This window comes from Amycolatopsis sp. VC5-11, from assembly GCF_037034185.1.
Lineage (GTDB): Bacteria > Actinomycetota > Actinomycetes > Mycobacteriales > Pseudonocardiaceae > Amycolatopsis > Amycolatopsis nivea.
In genome coordinates this window covers 81,135-93,755 of the sequence record NZ_JBAGKF010000025.1, presented here as the reverse complement: position 1 = coordinate 93,755, position 12,621 = coordinate 81,135, and the positions used below count along the sequence as shown (strand labels likewise).

General features: G+C 71.5%; 12 protein-coding genes. 3 read left to right on the top strand and 9 right to left on the bottom strand.

Annotation, left to right across the window (positions count from 1 at the left end):
• Positions 1-369: 369 nt before the first annotated feature.
• The gene (locus WA670_RS41325; protein WP_037818099.1) at positions 370-996 is read right to left on the bottom strand and encodes a TetR/AcrR family transcriptional regulator; all 627 of its coding nucleotides are present in this window, start codon (positions 994-996) and stop codon (positions 370-372) included.
• Positions 997-1,154: 158 nt separating this feature from the next.
• Between WA670_RS41325 and WA670_RS41320 the strand changes: the two genes are divergently transcribed.
• Positions 1,155-1,595 (top strand): OsmC family protein, encoded by a 441-nt coding sequence (locus WA670_RS41320; protein ID WP_336161568.1) that lies wholly within the window; start codon positions 1,155-1,157, stop codon positions 1,593-1,595.
• Between the two features lie 222 nt (positions 1,596-1,817).
• Here WA670_RS41320 and WA670_RS41315 read toward each other — a convergent pair whose 3' ends face one another.
• Entirely contained in the window at positions 1,818-2,039 is a 222-nt protein-coding gene (locus WA670_RS41315) for a hypothetical protein (RefSeq protein WP_037818102.1), read from the bottom strand.
• A gap of 303 nt (positions 2,040-2,342) precedes the next feature.
• Here WA670_RS41315 and coaE point away from each other — a divergent pair, with 303 nt between their 5' ends.
• Together coaE and thrS are read left to right on the top strand one after the other, a co-directional pair.
• On the top strand, positions 2,343-3,527 hold the full coding sequence (gene coaE / locus WA670_RS41310) for a dephospho-CoA kinase (protein ID WP_336161566.1): 1,185 nt from the start codon (positions 2,343-2,345) through the stop codon (positions 3,525-3,527).
• Positions 3,528-3,703: 176 nt separating this feature from the next.
• Positions 3,704-4,912 (top strand): threonine--tRNA ligase, encoded by a 1,209-nt coding sequence (gene thrS / locus WA670_RS41305; RefSeq protein WP_442893167.1) that lies wholly within the window; start codon positions 3,704-3,706, stop codon positions 4,910-4,912.
• A gap of 141 nt (positions 4,913-5,053) precedes the next feature.
• On the opposite strand, the gene WA670_RS41300 is transcribed toward thrS, so the two are convergent.
• The 7 genes from WA670_RS41300 to WA670_RS41270 all read right to left on the bottom strand — a co-directional run bounded on the left by WA670_RS41300 (position 5,054) and on the right by WA670_RS41270 (position 12,621).
• Positions 5,054-5,680: a response regulator gene (locus tag WA670_RS41300; protein WP_037818105.1), complete on the bottom strand. Its 627-nt coding sequence runs from the start codon at positions 5,678-5,680 to the stop codon at positions 5,054-5,056.
• Complete coding sequence (locus WA670_RS41295) at positions 5,677-6,921, bottom strand: sensor histidine kinase (protein WP_238605634.1); 1,245 nt, start codon at positions 6,919-6,921, stop codon at positions 5,677-5,679. Before WA670_RS41295 ends, WA670_RS41300 begins: the two co-directional genes overlap by 4 nt.
• Before the next feature lie 83 nt (positions 6,922-7,004).
• Positions 7,005-8,522: an ArnT family glycosyltransferase gene (locus WA670_RS41290; protein WP_374204370.1), complete on the bottom strand. Its 1,518-nt coding sequence runs from the start codon at positions 8,520-8,522 to the stop codon at positions 7,005-7,007.
• Positions 8,523-8,617: 95 nt separating this feature from the next.
• Complete coding sequence (locus WA670_RS41285) at positions 8,618-10,132, bottom strand: ArnT family glycosyltransferase (RefSeq protein WP_336161564.1); 1,515 nt, start codon at positions 10,130-10,132, stop codon at positions 8,618-8,620.
• A gap of 5 nt (positions 10,133-10,137) precedes the next feature.
• The gene (locus tag WA670_RS41280) at positions 10,138-10,875 is read right to left on the bottom strand and encodes an ABC transporter permease (protein WP_336161562.1); all 738 of its coding nucleotides are present in this window, start codon (positions 10,873-10,875) and stop codon (positions 10,138-10,140) included.
• A gap of 13 nt (positions 10,876-10,888) precedes the next feature.
• Positions 10,889-11,794 (bottom strand): ABC transporter ATP-binding protein, encoded by a 906-nt coding sequence (locus tag WA670_RS41275; RefSeq protein WP_336161560.1) that lies wholly within the window; start codon positions 11,792-11,794, stop codon positions 10,889-10,891.
• Between the two features lie 71 nt (positions 11,795-11,865).
• Positions 11,866-12,621, bottom strand: a complete 756-nt coding sequence (locus WA670_RS41270; RefSeq protein WP_336161558.1) for a class I SAM-dependent methyltransferase — start codon at positions 12,619-12,621, stop codon at positions 11,866-11,868.

The window sequence follows — 12,621 nt, the reverse complement described above, 5'->3', positions numbered from 1 at the left end:
TCGTGCGCGGCACATCCCGACCGCAGCGCGGGCCCGGAGGCGTTGTCGTGCGCCGAAGGCTCGAACACCGGGTCGCGGGCGTCTGCCCGGGCTGTTCTCCGAGGCTCGACGCACCGGGCGCGGGTCAGTTGCGCAGCCCGAGCCCGTCGAGCGTCGCGTGGGCGCCGGGGCGGTAGGTGGTTCGTGTGCGGATTCGCCGGGCCTGAGAGCCAGTCGCGCGGGCAGAACCGGTCGGTTCTCGCGGCGAAACTTCTGTGCAGCACACTTCGACCGCAGCGTGGGTCGGGGGCGTACTCGTGCACCGAAGGCTCGAACACCGGGTCGCGGACGGCCGAGCCGTTCTCCGCGGCTCGACGCACCGGGCGCGGGTCAGTTGCGCAGCCCGAGCCCGTCGATCGTCGCGTGGACTCCCCGGCGGTAGATGGTTTCGTGCGCGGATTCGTCCGAGCTGAGGAACCAGTCGTCGAGCGGGCTTTGCGAGCGGATCGTCAGCTCGACGCTCACCAGTCCGTGCATCGAGGTCCAGAGCAGGTAGCCGCATTCCTGCGCGACGACGTCCGGCGGGCAGACCCGGTCGATTTTCGCGACGAACTCGGCGAAACTCGTGCGCAGCACTCCCGACCGCAGCGCCGGGTCGGGGTCGTAGTCGTGCACCGAGCGCTCGAACATCAGGCCGTAGCGGGCCGGGCTCTCCAGGGCGAATCGGCGGTAGGCGAGGGCGACCTCGACCAGTTCGGCGATCCCGTCGTCCTGCGGAACGGTGCGCAGTTCCTCGCCCAGCAGGTCGAAAGCCCGTTCGTACAAGGCGTCCAGCAGGCCGGTGCGGCCGCCGAAGCGCGTGTACACCGTGATCGTGGACGCCCCGGCTTGTTCCGCCACCGCGCGCACGGTCAATCCGGCGACGCCTCGTTCGCTGAGGACGGTCAAAGCCGCGTCGAGGAACCGGCCGCGGTTGTGCTGCTCCGCCGGCCGTGTCGAGAGATGCCGGGTGGCCATCTCCCACCCCCTTTTGCCCGTGCTCCGCGGGAAGCGCGTCCGCTTCTCGCAAGCAGAAGATACGATATTCACGGCTTCTTGGGAACGTCGTTCCCGGACCGTCCACAAGCGACCGCCCGGACCGGGCGGGCGGTGCCGAGCAGAAGGAATCCCTCCCCATGACCCAGCCGGAACCCGGCATTGTCGTCGTCACCGATGCCGGGAGCGGCCGCTATGCACAGCGCGTCACGACCGCGGGCCACGAATTCCTCGCCGACGAACCGGAGAGCGCGGGCGGTGCGGACGCCGGTCCCACGCCGTACGACCTGCTGCTGTCCGCGCTCGGCACCTGCACCTCGATGACGCTGCGGATGTACGCCGACCGCAAGGGGATCCCGCTGACCCGCACGACCGTCCGGCTCCGGCACGACCGCGTGCACGCCCGCGACTGCGAACGCTGCGAGACCGAGGTCGGGCTGATCAGCCGGATCACCCGGGAAATCTCCCTGGAAGGCGACCTCGACGACGCCCAGCGCGCGCGGCTGCTGGAGATCGCGGACAAATGCCCGGTGCACCGCACGCTGAGCCACGAGATCGCGATCGAAACCCACGCGGTCTGACCACGGACTTCAGCACCAACGCCGAGGACTCAAGCAGAGCCTTGCGGGCGCAGCTGAAGCGTGTCCGCAAGGCTGACGCGGGTGGCGTGAGCGAGGTTCGTCCGTGAGGGCCACCCTGAGGGAATCAGAGTCCCTCAGGGTTCCCCTCACGTACTCGCCGTATTGCGCCGAGGTTGACGTCCTTCGTCGGTACCTCGCGGACCCTGTCGTGAGAGCGGCGGGTCAGGCGCGTTCCAGCGAAACCGAGGGGACCCAAGCACGTTCGAGCGCGGCTTCGCGGGCGCGGCGGCGGAGGCCGGCCAGGCTGTGCTTCGCGGGCACGAGCAGCGCGCTGAACCACGTGCGCCGGTACTCCGCTAGTGCGTCCGAGACCTGGCGATAGGAGACGCAGTGCACCAGACCCGGGGTGCCGAGCCGGTGCTTCCCGACGTGCTTCTCCGCCATTGTTCCTCCGTGTGGGCGACCCTTCCGCCGCGCACGGTACGCACTCGACCCGCGAAAACAGCGCAAGCACGCGGCGTGTCACCCACATCAGTTCGGCTACGCCCGAAAAAGTGCTTGCGTTTGCGCGGAGGGTGTGCGGGTACGTGTGCGATTGCACGTGCAGGGGGTCCGGTGTCGCCTGAGCGGGTGACGGCGGGGCGCGTTGCTCGTCCGGCCACGAGCGGAGCGACCCCTCGGTGCGGCGAAGTCGTTCGGCCGTGGCGGTGGTCGGATGGCCGACAATCGGCACAGTAGGGTGTGGCCATGCTGCGAGTGGGCCTGACGGGCGGGATCGGTGCTGGGAAGTCGACGGTGGCGAACCGGCTGGCCGAACACGGGGCCGTCGTCATCGACTCCGACCGCATCGCGCGCGAGGTCGTCGAGCCGGGCACGCCCGGGCTGGCCGCGCTGGCCGAGGCGTTCGGCGGGGAAATCCTCGCCGAGGACGGTTCGCTGGACCGTCCCGCGCTCGCCGCGCGCGCGTTCGCGGACGACGAATCGCGCAGGCGGCTGAACTCGATCGTGCATCCGCTGGTCGGGCAGCGCACCGGCGAGCTGATGGCCGCGGCGGCGGACGACGCGGTGGTGGTGCACGACGTGCCGCTGCTCGTGGAGAACGACCTCGCGCCCGCGTATCACCTGGTGCTGGTGGTCGACGCGCCGGTGGAGGTGCGCGTGCGCCGGCTGGTCGAGGTGCGCGGCATGCCCGAGACCGACGCGCGGGCGCGGATCCGGGCGCAGGCCGCGGAGGAACAGCGGCGTGCCGTCGCGGACGTCTGGCTCGACAACGGCGGAACGCCGGACGTCGTGCTCGCCGAAGTGGACGCGTTGTGGGCGGACCGCCTGGTGCCGTTCGAGGCGAACCTCCGGCTGCGCAAACCGCGTCCGCCCGCCTCGCCGGTGATCTCGCCGTACGACTCGAGCTGGCCGCTGCAGGCCGAACGCCGGCTGGCGCGGCTGCGGCAGATCGCGGGTTCGCGGCTGGTGCGCGCGGACCACATCGGGTCCACCGCGGTGCCGGGCCTGCCCGCCAAGGACGTCCTCGACCTGCAGCTCACAGTGTCCTCTTTGGACGATGCGGACGCGCTCGCCGAGGCGCTCGCCGACGCCGGTTTCCCGCGCCGCGAAGGCGAATGGTGGGACGACCCGCAGGGCGGCGACGGGAAGTGGCTCAAGCGGTTCCACCAGAGCGCCGACCCGAAGCGGCCGGTCAACCTGCACGTCCGGTCCACCGAAACCCCGGCGTGGCGGCTCGCGCTGCTGTTCCGCGACTGGATCCGCGCGCACCCGGACGAGCGCGACAGCTACGCCCAGGTGAAGGAAGAACTGGCGCGCAAGCACTCCGCGGACGGCACGGTCGAGCAGTACGCGGAAGAGAAGCAGGGCTGGGTCAACGAGGCGTTCGTGCGCGCGGAGAAGTGGGCCGGGCAAAGCGGCTGGAAGCCCTGAGCCGGAAAACCGGATGCGGATCCGCCGGGTGCGGGTTACCGTTCGCGGCATGAAGCGCGCCCAGTCCACGACGACGCCGGATCCCGTCCCGGCGCGCTGAACACTGCCATTCGAGCCCGGGGCGAGCGCCCCGGGCTTCGTCGTGCGCTCGCCTCGCCTTCCGTGAGGAGACCGCCATGCCCGACCACCGCAAACTCGGCCGCGAACTCGGCCTGTTCGGCAGCGACCCGCTGATCGGGGCGGGACTGCCGTATCTGCTGCCCGACGGCGCCGCCGTGCGGCACGTGCTGGAGGAGTACGTCCGCGAGATCGAACGCCGGGCCGGCTACCGGCACGTGGCGTCGCCGGTGCTGGGGAAACGCGAGCTGTACGAGCTTTCCGGCCACTGGGCGCATTACCGCGACGACATGTTCCCGCCCATGGACCTCGGCGGCGAGCAGGTCGTGCTGCGGCCGAGCCTGTGCCCGCACCACGCGCTGATCTACCGTTCCCGCGCCCGCAGCCACCGCGAACTGCCGCTGCGGCTGGCCGAACTCGGCGGGATGTACCGCGCCGAACTGTCCGGCGTCCTCGGCGGGCTCAGCCGGGTGCGGGCGATCCAGTTGAACGACGCGCACATTTTCTGCCTTCCCGAGCAGGTCGGCGCGGAGGTGCGGGGTGCGCTCGCGCTGATCCGCCGCGTGTACCGGGACCTTGGCTTGAAACCCGCGCGCTACCGCCTTTCCTTGCCGGACAACCGCGGCAAGTACGCCGGTGCAGCCGACGCGTGGGAGCAGGCAGCCGAGGTGCTTATCGACGCGCTCGACGGCATCGAGTACGAACGCGGTCCCGGCGAAGCCGCGTTCTACGGCCCGAAGATCGACATCCAGATCGCCGACAGCTCCGGCCGCGAATCGACCCTGTCCACCGTGCAGGTCGACCTGCACCAGCCGGAGCAGTTCGGGCTCGAATACGTCGGCCCGGACGGCCGCGCGCACCGGCCGGTACTGGTGCACCGCGCGGTGCTCGGCAGCCTGGAACGCGTGCTGGCACAACTGATCGAGGAACACGGCGGTGCGTTCCCGCCGTGGCTGGCACCGGTGCAGGTGGCGGTGCTTCCGGTTGGCGACGCGGAACTTGCGGCGGCCAAAGCGGTCGCGGAGGAGGCGATGGACGCCGGGTTGCGCGCCGAGGTCGTTCCGGCGGACCGGGGGAGCCTGGGCGCGCGGATCCGTGACCGGCGGCTGGTGCCGTACCAGGCGGTGCTCGGCCCGCGGGAGGCTGACGAGGGGCTGATCGCGCCTCGGCTCCGGGACGGCCGGAAGCTGGATCCGTTGCCGGGCAAGGAGTTCGTGGCTGCGGCGGTGGCCCAGGTGGCGTCCCGCAGCAGCGAACTGTGGAGCTGAAAGCACCCCAATGTGGCATTGGGTGCGTCAGATGCACCCAATGTGGCGTTCAGTGAGCTGCATGCACCCAATGCCGCATCGGGGCTTCTCAGCAGTGCGCTCCGCATCGTCTTGGCGAGTACCGCGACGGCGAACCTGGGGCTAAGACCCGATCAACCCGCGCTCGAAAGCCACCGCCACCGCGGCCGCCCGGTCCTTCACGCCGAGCTTCGCGTACGCGTGCAGCAGGTGCGTCTTCACGGTTGCCTCGCTGATGAACAGCTTCTTCGCCGCTTCCTTGTTCGTCGACCCGCGCGCGACGAGGTTCAGCACCTCGATTTCCCGCTGCGACAACGGTTCCTGGGCCGGTGCGCGCATCTGGCCCATGATCCGGCTCGCGACCGCGGGGGAGAGGACTGCCTCGCCGCGGGCGGCGGCGCGGACGGCGCGGAACAGTTCCTCGCGCGGCGAATCCTTCAGCAGGTAGCCGGTCGCGCCCGCTTCGATCGCGGGCAGCACGTCGGAATCCGTGTCGTACGTGGTCAGCACGAGCACGCGCGCCGGGTTGCCGAGGCGGGCGAGTTCGGTGATCGCGGCGACGCCGTCGGTTCCGGGCATCCGCAGGTCCATCAGCACGACGTCCGGGCGAAGGGCCTCGGCGAGCGTGACCGCCTCGGCTCCGTGCGCGGCCTCGCCCAGCACCTCGAAGCCGCGCTCGCCGGTGAAGATGCCGCGCAGCCCGTCCCGGACGATCGGGTGGTCGTCGGCGATGAGCAGGGTGATGGTCATGGGGCCCCCTCGGTCGGATCCAGTGTCGCAGCCGGGATCGCGGGCAGGCGCGCCGAGATCGCGGTGCCGCCGCCCGGTTCGGACTCGACGTGCAGGGTGCCGGCGAGGCGTTCGGCGCGCCGCCGCATGCCGGGCAGGCCGTGCCCGCCTTCCGCCGACGGCGGCGCGGGCGGGTGCGCGGGATCGAAGCCGACGCCGTCGTCGCGCGCGTCGAGAGTCACCTCGTCGCCCATGTACGACAGGGTGATCCCGGCTCGGCTGGCCCGCGCGTGTTTGGCCACATTGGACAGTGCTTCCTGGGTGATCCGCAGCAGGCTGGCTTCCAGCTCCGGATGCAGCGGGACGGCGGTCCCGGTGGTCGAGAATTCCGCGGGCACGCCGGTACGTTCGCTCCACAGCCGCGCGACCTCGCCCAGCGCTTCGGGCAGCGTCGCGGTTTCGAGCGGTTCCGGGCGCAGCGCGGCGACCGAACGCCGGGCCGCAGTGAGGTTTTCCCGCGCGAGCTGGGTGGCCGCGACGAGGTGGCGTTCCCATTCGGCCGTGTCGCCGCGGGCCTGGGCGGCGGCTTCGAGCTGGGTGATGATCCCGGTGAATCCCTGCGCGAGCGTGTCGTGGATTTCCTGGCTCAGCCGCTGCCGCTCGTCGAGCACGCCCGCTTCGCGCGCCTGCGTGAGCAGTTGCCGCTGCAGCCCGCGGTTCTCCGCCTCGGCCGCAGCCAGCTGGTCGAGCATCCGCTTGCGTTCGGCGTTCTGCCTGCCCACGGCGGCGAAGACCGCGCCGCCGCCGCTGATCGCCGCGGTCTGCACAGTCACCAGCGCGATCCAGATCCCCGGCGAGACCGACAGGGCGTGGATCGGCCCGCCGAGCGTCATGGTGTTGATCAGCAGCGACGTGACGCCGATGCCGAGCACGGCCAGCACCATCGGCTTCATCCGCATGGCGGCGAAGAACGCGTAGATCATGAAGATGACGAAGTACGTTTCGCGCGCTTCGAGGATCGCGCCGAACGTGACGACCCCGGCGAACGCCGCCGCGGCGGTCACCGGGTGATCGCGGAGCTTCGGGCTGAGCACGACGGTCGTCAACAGCAGCCAGACCGCGGCGCCGGCGGCGATCAGCAGGGTGGTCGTCCGGTAGTCGCTCGTCCGGCCGCTGCCCAGCACGGTGAGCAGGACGGAGACCGCCAGCAGGAGCCACGCGAGCACGGTCTCGGCCTGGCTGAACCACCGGTGCCACCGCACCGGCGTCCTTTCTTTCCACCCCACCGCCGGAGGCGTCAGCGAGCCCCGCCAGTCGAGTTTGACCCCCCGGAGGTCTTCGAGCCTCACGCCTTGAGGTCCTTCAGCTGCGGCCAGATCCCGGCCCAGGAGCCGATCCGGCCCTCGAGCAGCCAGATCGGCATGTGCCGGCTGGAATTCGGGACGCCGAGCCGGTTGTCGACCTCGCCGACGACGCGCGCGGACCGGAAGTGCGCGGCCAGCTTCGCCGGTTCGCGGCCGACGAACAGCACGGTGTCGGCGTTGTCGTTCGGGCGGCCGAAGTACCAGAAGCCGCGGCTCGCGCTGTACGCCTCGGGCAAGCCCTGCTCCGGCCCGTAGCGGCCGAGCGCGCCGGCTTGCCAGTACCCGCCGGTGACGAGCGCGGTGCGGGTCCGTTCCTCCGACGGCAGCGCGCGGTACTGCTTGGCGACGGACGCGGCCAGGTCCGGCCAGCCGTATTCCTCCATCGCGTACGCCGGGCGCGGCGCGGTCGGATGCTCGACCAGCCACTGCTCGGGCCACACCGGGAGCGCGTAGGGCAGGCTGTAGAGCGCGGAGAGGACGAACAGCGGCCACGTCGGAACCCAGCGCCACCACAACGCGGGCCGCCGGTCCTGCAGGTGCACCGCGGCGGCTGCCCACAGGATGCCGAAAGTGCCCGCGGCGTAATAGAACCGGCCGTTGCCGATCAGGAAGATCGCGAAGACGCCGAGCGCGGTCCAGCCGAGGAACCGGTACGCGCGCAGCCGGGCGCTGCCGATCAGCACAGCCAGCCCGTACAGCACGCCCAGCGCGCCGATGACCAGACCGGCTCCGGCGAGCAGCGCGGGCACGAACATCGCCCGGCCGCCCGCTTCCTCGACCTCGCGCGACACCGCGTCGCCCATGCCCAGCTGCGGCCAGCCGTTCGCGGCTTGCCACAGCAAGGTCGGCACGCACGCGACCGCGGCGATCGCCGCGCCTGCCCACAGTTTGGGGCGGCGCAACAGGTCCCGCGGCCCGAAGACGAGCGCGGTGATCGCGGTGACCGCCCAGAACCCGCCGATCAGGAACTTCACGTTGAGCCCGACCGCCGTCGCGACGCCGAGCCACAGCAGCAGGTTGTCGTCGCGGGTGCGGATCCAGCGCACCAGCAGCCACAGCACGATCGTCCACAGCAGCGGGTCCACAGTGGACGTCGCGAGGTAGTGGCCGCTGCCGACGAACTGCCCGCAGATCGCGTACGCCGCGGCGGCGCGGGTCTGCGCCTTGCGTTCGCCGCCCATTTCGCGGGCGATGAGCGCGGTGAACACCACGCCCGCGGCGGTCGCCAGGATCGCCGGGATCCGGAACACGACGAGCGAGCCCGGCGCGACCGAGTTCGCCAGCCAGGCGAGGAACGGCAGCACGGGCGGCTGGTCCGCGTAGCCCCACGCGAGGTGCTTGCCCGCGGCGAGGAAGTACAGCTCGTCGCCGAAGTAGCCGTAGCGGCCGGCGGTGGCGAGGAGTACGGCGGCGGTCCCCGCGGCGAGCAGGAAGACCGGCCGCCGGGCGAACCCGGCGAGCGCGCGGCCGGGCGTGCTCGGTGCGGTGGCCGTGGTCACGGCATCCATCCTGCTCCCTGTCGGCGAATCGGGGGCTGGCCTCGCCCGCACCCTACGGGCGAGGCCGTCCGCCGTCCCACTGCGGGTGCCGCCGGTCAAGTCCCGGTGTTCGCCAGCTCGGGCCAGATTTCCGCCCACGGCCGCAGCCGCGCCGTGGCCAGCCACATCGGGGTGCCGTCGAGCACACTCGGCTTCGCGTTCCCGGTCGTGACCGTGCCGACCGGCTCGAGGTGGGCGAAGCGCCCGAGCAACGGCCGGGGATCGGCCCCGACGAACAGGACGTCGCGCGCCGAATCGGGCGGGACGGCCAGCGTCGCGTACCCGCGGTTCGGGCTGGTCGGCGCGGGCAGGCCCAGGTCGGGGCCGTAGCGGTCGAGCGCGCTCGCCGTCCAGTAGGTCTCGCCGACGATCGCGGTGTGTGCCGGGTCGGGCACGCCGCGGAACGCCTTGGCGACCGACTGCGCCGCTTCCGGCCAGCCGACCTCACCGAAGGAGAAGGCGGGCGTCGGCAGCGACGGGTTCTTCTCGACCCAGGAGTGCGGCCACACCGGCAGCGCGGCGGGCAGCATCAGCAGCGCGGAAAGCACGAAGACCGGCCACGTCGGGATCCAGCGCCACCACCGCGCCGCCTGCCCGTTCTCGAGCTCCACCGCCGCGACCGCCCAGCACGGCACGAACATGCCCGCGATGTAGTACGAACGGCCGTTCACCGCGATGAACACCACGGCCAGCGCGAGCGTCGTCCAGGCGAGGAAGCGGTAGGAACGGAACCGCGGCGAACGCAGCAGCCGCCACAGGCCGTAGCCGAGCAGCACGAGCCCGATCGGGACGCCGGCGAGCAGCAGCACCTGCGGGATCCAGGTGAGCCGCCCGCCCCAGGACTGGCCGACCTCGTGCGAGATCGCCGCGCCCATGCCCAGCTGCGGCCAGCCGTGCTGGGCCTGCCACACGAGCGTCGGCACCAGCGCCAGCGCGGCGATCGCGGCCCCGGCCCACAGCAGCGGGCGGCGCAGCAGGTCGCGCGGGCCGCAGATCAGCAGCGCGATCCCGGCGACGATCCAGAAGCCGCCGATCAGGAACTTCACGTACAACGCGAACGCGGTGACGATCCCGGCCCACAGCAGCAGGCCGTCGCGCCGGGTCCGGATCCAGCGGACGAGCAGCCAGAGCAGGACGGTCCAGAGGAACGGGTCGAGCGTCGAGGTCGCCAGGTAGTGGCCGCTGGCGACGAACTGGGTGCAGGCGGCGAAGGTCGCGGCGGTGATCGCCTGCGCGCGGGCGCGCCCGCCGAGTTCGCGGGCGACGAGCGCGGCGAACACGACGCCGGCGAGCATCGCCAGCATCGCCGGGAGCCGCAGGACGAACAGCGAATCCGGCGCGATCGCGTCCATCGCGCGGGCGAGCAGCGGCAGCAGCGGCGGCTGGTCCACGTAACCCCAGGCCAGATGCCGTCCGGCGGCGAGGAAGTACAGCTCGTCGCCGAAGTAGCCGTAGTTGTTCGCGGTGAGCGCCATCGGCACCGCCATCAGCGCGGCGATGCCGAACACCGGCGTCCGGGCGAACGGCGCGACCGAGCGGGCTGTCGTGGCTTCTTCCTGTGTCGTGGTCATCGCGCTCACTCCCAGCGGAAGAATCGGGCGGCGAGCGTCGAGCACACGACGGCGAACACCGCGAGGGCCACCATCGGCAGCAAGTGCGGTGCGTGTCCGGCGGCGGTGTCGCGCAGGCTGCCGAGCGTCGCCCCGAGCGGCAGGACGTCAGCGATGTGCTGCAGCACCGGGGACAGTTGCTCCTTCGGCACCCAGACGCCGCCGAGCGCGAGCATCGGGAAGAACACCGCCGCGCCGATCCCGTTCGCCGCGCGGGCGCTCGGGACGAACGCGGCGAGCAGCGTGCCCATCGAGAACAGCGACACCGCGCCGAGCAGGGTGACCGCGAGGAAGCCGCCCGGATTCTTCGGCAGGGCCATGCCGAGCGCGATCGTGCCCACCCCCACGACGAGCACGATCGCGACCACGGCGCTGGCGAGGTTCACCAGCAGTTGCGCGGCGAGCAGCCGCGACGGCGGCATCGGGCTGGCGGCCAGCCGCTTCAGCACCCCCTTCTCCCGGTGCGAGGCCATCGCGGCCGGCAGCATGTACACCGCGAGCATGCCGAGCAGGAGCGCCACCGCCATCGGCGCGATCACCGTGGCCAGCGGCGACTCGCCGCCGTACTGGGCGCTCGGCTCGCGCGACCCCGGCATCAGCCCGAACACCAGCAGCAGCGCCAGCGGGATCCCGAGCACCGCGGCGGGCGCGCCCGGGTCGCGGAGGAAGATCTTCGCCTCGGCGACGGTCAGCTTCGAGAGCATTTCCAGGTCCCCCTCAGTCCAGTTTCCGGCCGGTCAGCGCGACGAACGCGTCGTCGAGGCTGGCCTGCTCCACCCGCAGATCCCCCGCGACGACGCCGGTGCGGGCGAGGAACGACGTCACCGCCTGCAGTGCGCCGTCGCCTCCGGTCACCACGAGGTGCGCGCCGTTCCGCTCGACCTTCCGCACGCTCGGCAGCCCGGTCAGCGCCTGCGGGTCCACCGGCGCGGACGGGCGGAACCGGATGCGCTGCTCCCCGCCGACCCGGCCGACCAGCCCCGCCGGGGTGTCGGTCGCGACGACGCGCCCGGCGTCGATCACCGCGATCCGGTCGCACAGCCGTTCCGCCTCCTCCATGAAGTGCGTGACGAGCACGACCGTCACGCCTTCCGCGCGGACGGCTTCGACGAGGTCCCAGGTGTCGCGGCGGGCCTGCGGGTCGAGACCGGTGGTCAGTTCGTCGAGCACCACCACCTCGGGGCTGCCGATCAGCGCGAGCGCGATCGACACGCGCTGCTGCTGGCCGCCGGAAAGCTTGCGGTAGAAGGTGTTCCGCTGTTCGGTGAGCCCGAGCATGCCCATCAGCCGCGCCGGATCGGCCGGCGTGCGGTACATCGCGGCGAACAGGTCGAGCACCTCGCGGACGCGCAACCGGTCGGGCAGCCGGCTTTCCTGCAATTGGACGCCGAGGCGCTGGCGCAGTTCGCGGACGTCGCGCCGCGGATCGAGCCCGAGCACCGAAACGGTGCCGCCGTCGGGGGAGCGCAGGCCCTCGACGCATTCCACCGTGGTGGTCTTGCCCGCGCCGTTCGGGCCGAGGATCCCGAAGATCTCGCCCTGCTCGACGGTGAACGAAACGTCTTCCACGGCGGTCTTCTGGCGATAGCGTTTATGGAGGTTCCGCACCTCGATGACCGGCATTGCCTGGGAGTCCCCTCTCGAATCGCAGCGGTTGCTGCCTTCGAGAATCCCGGCCGGAGCCGCCGATCGGATCAGCGGAACGGCGCGACTTCCGGTCCACCGGCTGTCCGCCGCGCATCCACCGATCGGTGGATGCGGAAGTAGATCATCGGGTTGTCGCGCCCGGTGTGCACGGCGCTGTCGACGCCGAGTTCGCGCCTGAGTTCGTTGAGGCAAGCGTACGCGTGTTTCGCGCGGGCGCGTGCCGCGGTGAAGTACGGGGTCTGCGATTTTTCCAGCCAGCGCACCACTTCGGTGCCTTCGGTGAACGGCAGCGGGGTGGCGCGGTGGAACACGTCGTGCACGCTCACCGCGGCGTCGATTTTCGGGAAGACGTCGGAGAGGTACCACCTCGCGAAGCGCGCGCCGTGGTCAGCGTCGATGAAGAGATAGTCCACATCGGACAGCACCGTGCCGGCGAGGGTGCGCGCGTCGCCCTGGCGGAACTCCCAGCGGCCCTTCGCCAGCGCGTGCGGGACGGTCTTGGTGGCGTTGCCGATGAGGTCGATCGTGGTCAGCTTGCCGGTGCCGTTGTCCGCCAGCGCGCGGAGGATCCAGCTCGTCGACCACCCGTGCAGCGAACCGATCTCCACGACTTTCTCCGGGCGCAGGTGCCGCAGGAGCAGGTAGGTGATCTCCGCTTCGACGTCGTCCAGTTGCGTCTTCATCGCCGGATGCGCCTTGCGGTGCGCCCGCTGAGCGTCCTTCGCGGCGCGCAACGCTTCGGTGTGTTCGCGATACAGCGAGCGGACGAGGTCGAGCGTCACCTGGTGTGCGGTTCGTTCCAT

What these genes read in the sequence shown, in the direction of transcription:
- WA670_RS41325 (WP_037818099.1), bottom strand. Translation starts at nt 996, where the DNA reads ATGGCCACCCGGCATCTCTCGACACGGCCGGCGGAGCAGCACAACCGC.
- WA670_RS41320 (WP_336161568.1), top strand. Translation starts at nt 1,155, where the DNA reads ATGACCCAGCCGGAACCCGGCATTGTCGTCGTCACCGATGCCGGGAGC.
- WA670_RS41270 (WP_336161558.1), bottom strand. Translation starts at nt 12,621, where the DNA reads ATGGAACGAACCGCACACCAGGTGACGCTCGACCTCGTCCGCTCGCTG.
- thrS (WP_442893167.1), top strand. Translation starts at nt 3,704, where the DNA reads ATGCCCGACCACCGCAAACTCGGCCGCGAACTCGGCCTGTTCGGCAGC.
- coaE (WP_336161566.1), top strand. Translation starts at nt 2,343, where the DNA reads ATGCTGCGAGTGGGCCTGACGGGCGGGATCGGTGCTGGGAAGTCGACG.
- WA670_RS41285 (WP_336161564.1), bottom strand. Translation starts at nt 10,132, where the DNA reads ATGACCACGACACAGGAAGAAGCCACGACAGCCCGCTCGGTCGCGCCG.
- WA670_RS41275 (WP_336161560.1), bottom strand. Translation starts at nt 11,794, where the DNA reads ATGCCGGTCATCGAGGTGCGGAACCTCCATAAACGCTATCGCCAGAAG.
- WA670_RS41315 (WP_037818102.1), bottom strand. Translation starts at nt 2,039, where the DNA reads ATGGCGGAGAAGCACGTCGGGAAGCACCGGCTCGGCACCCCGGGTCTG.
- WA670_RS41280 (WP_336161562.1), bottom strand. Translation starts at nt 10,875, where the DNA reads ATGCTCTCGAAGCTGACCGTCGCCGAGGCGAAGATCTTCCTCCGCGAC.
- WA670_RS41300 (WP_037818105.1), bottom strand. Translation starts at nt 5,680, where the DNA reads ATGACCATCACCCTGCTCATCGCCGACGACCACCCGATCGTCCGGGAC.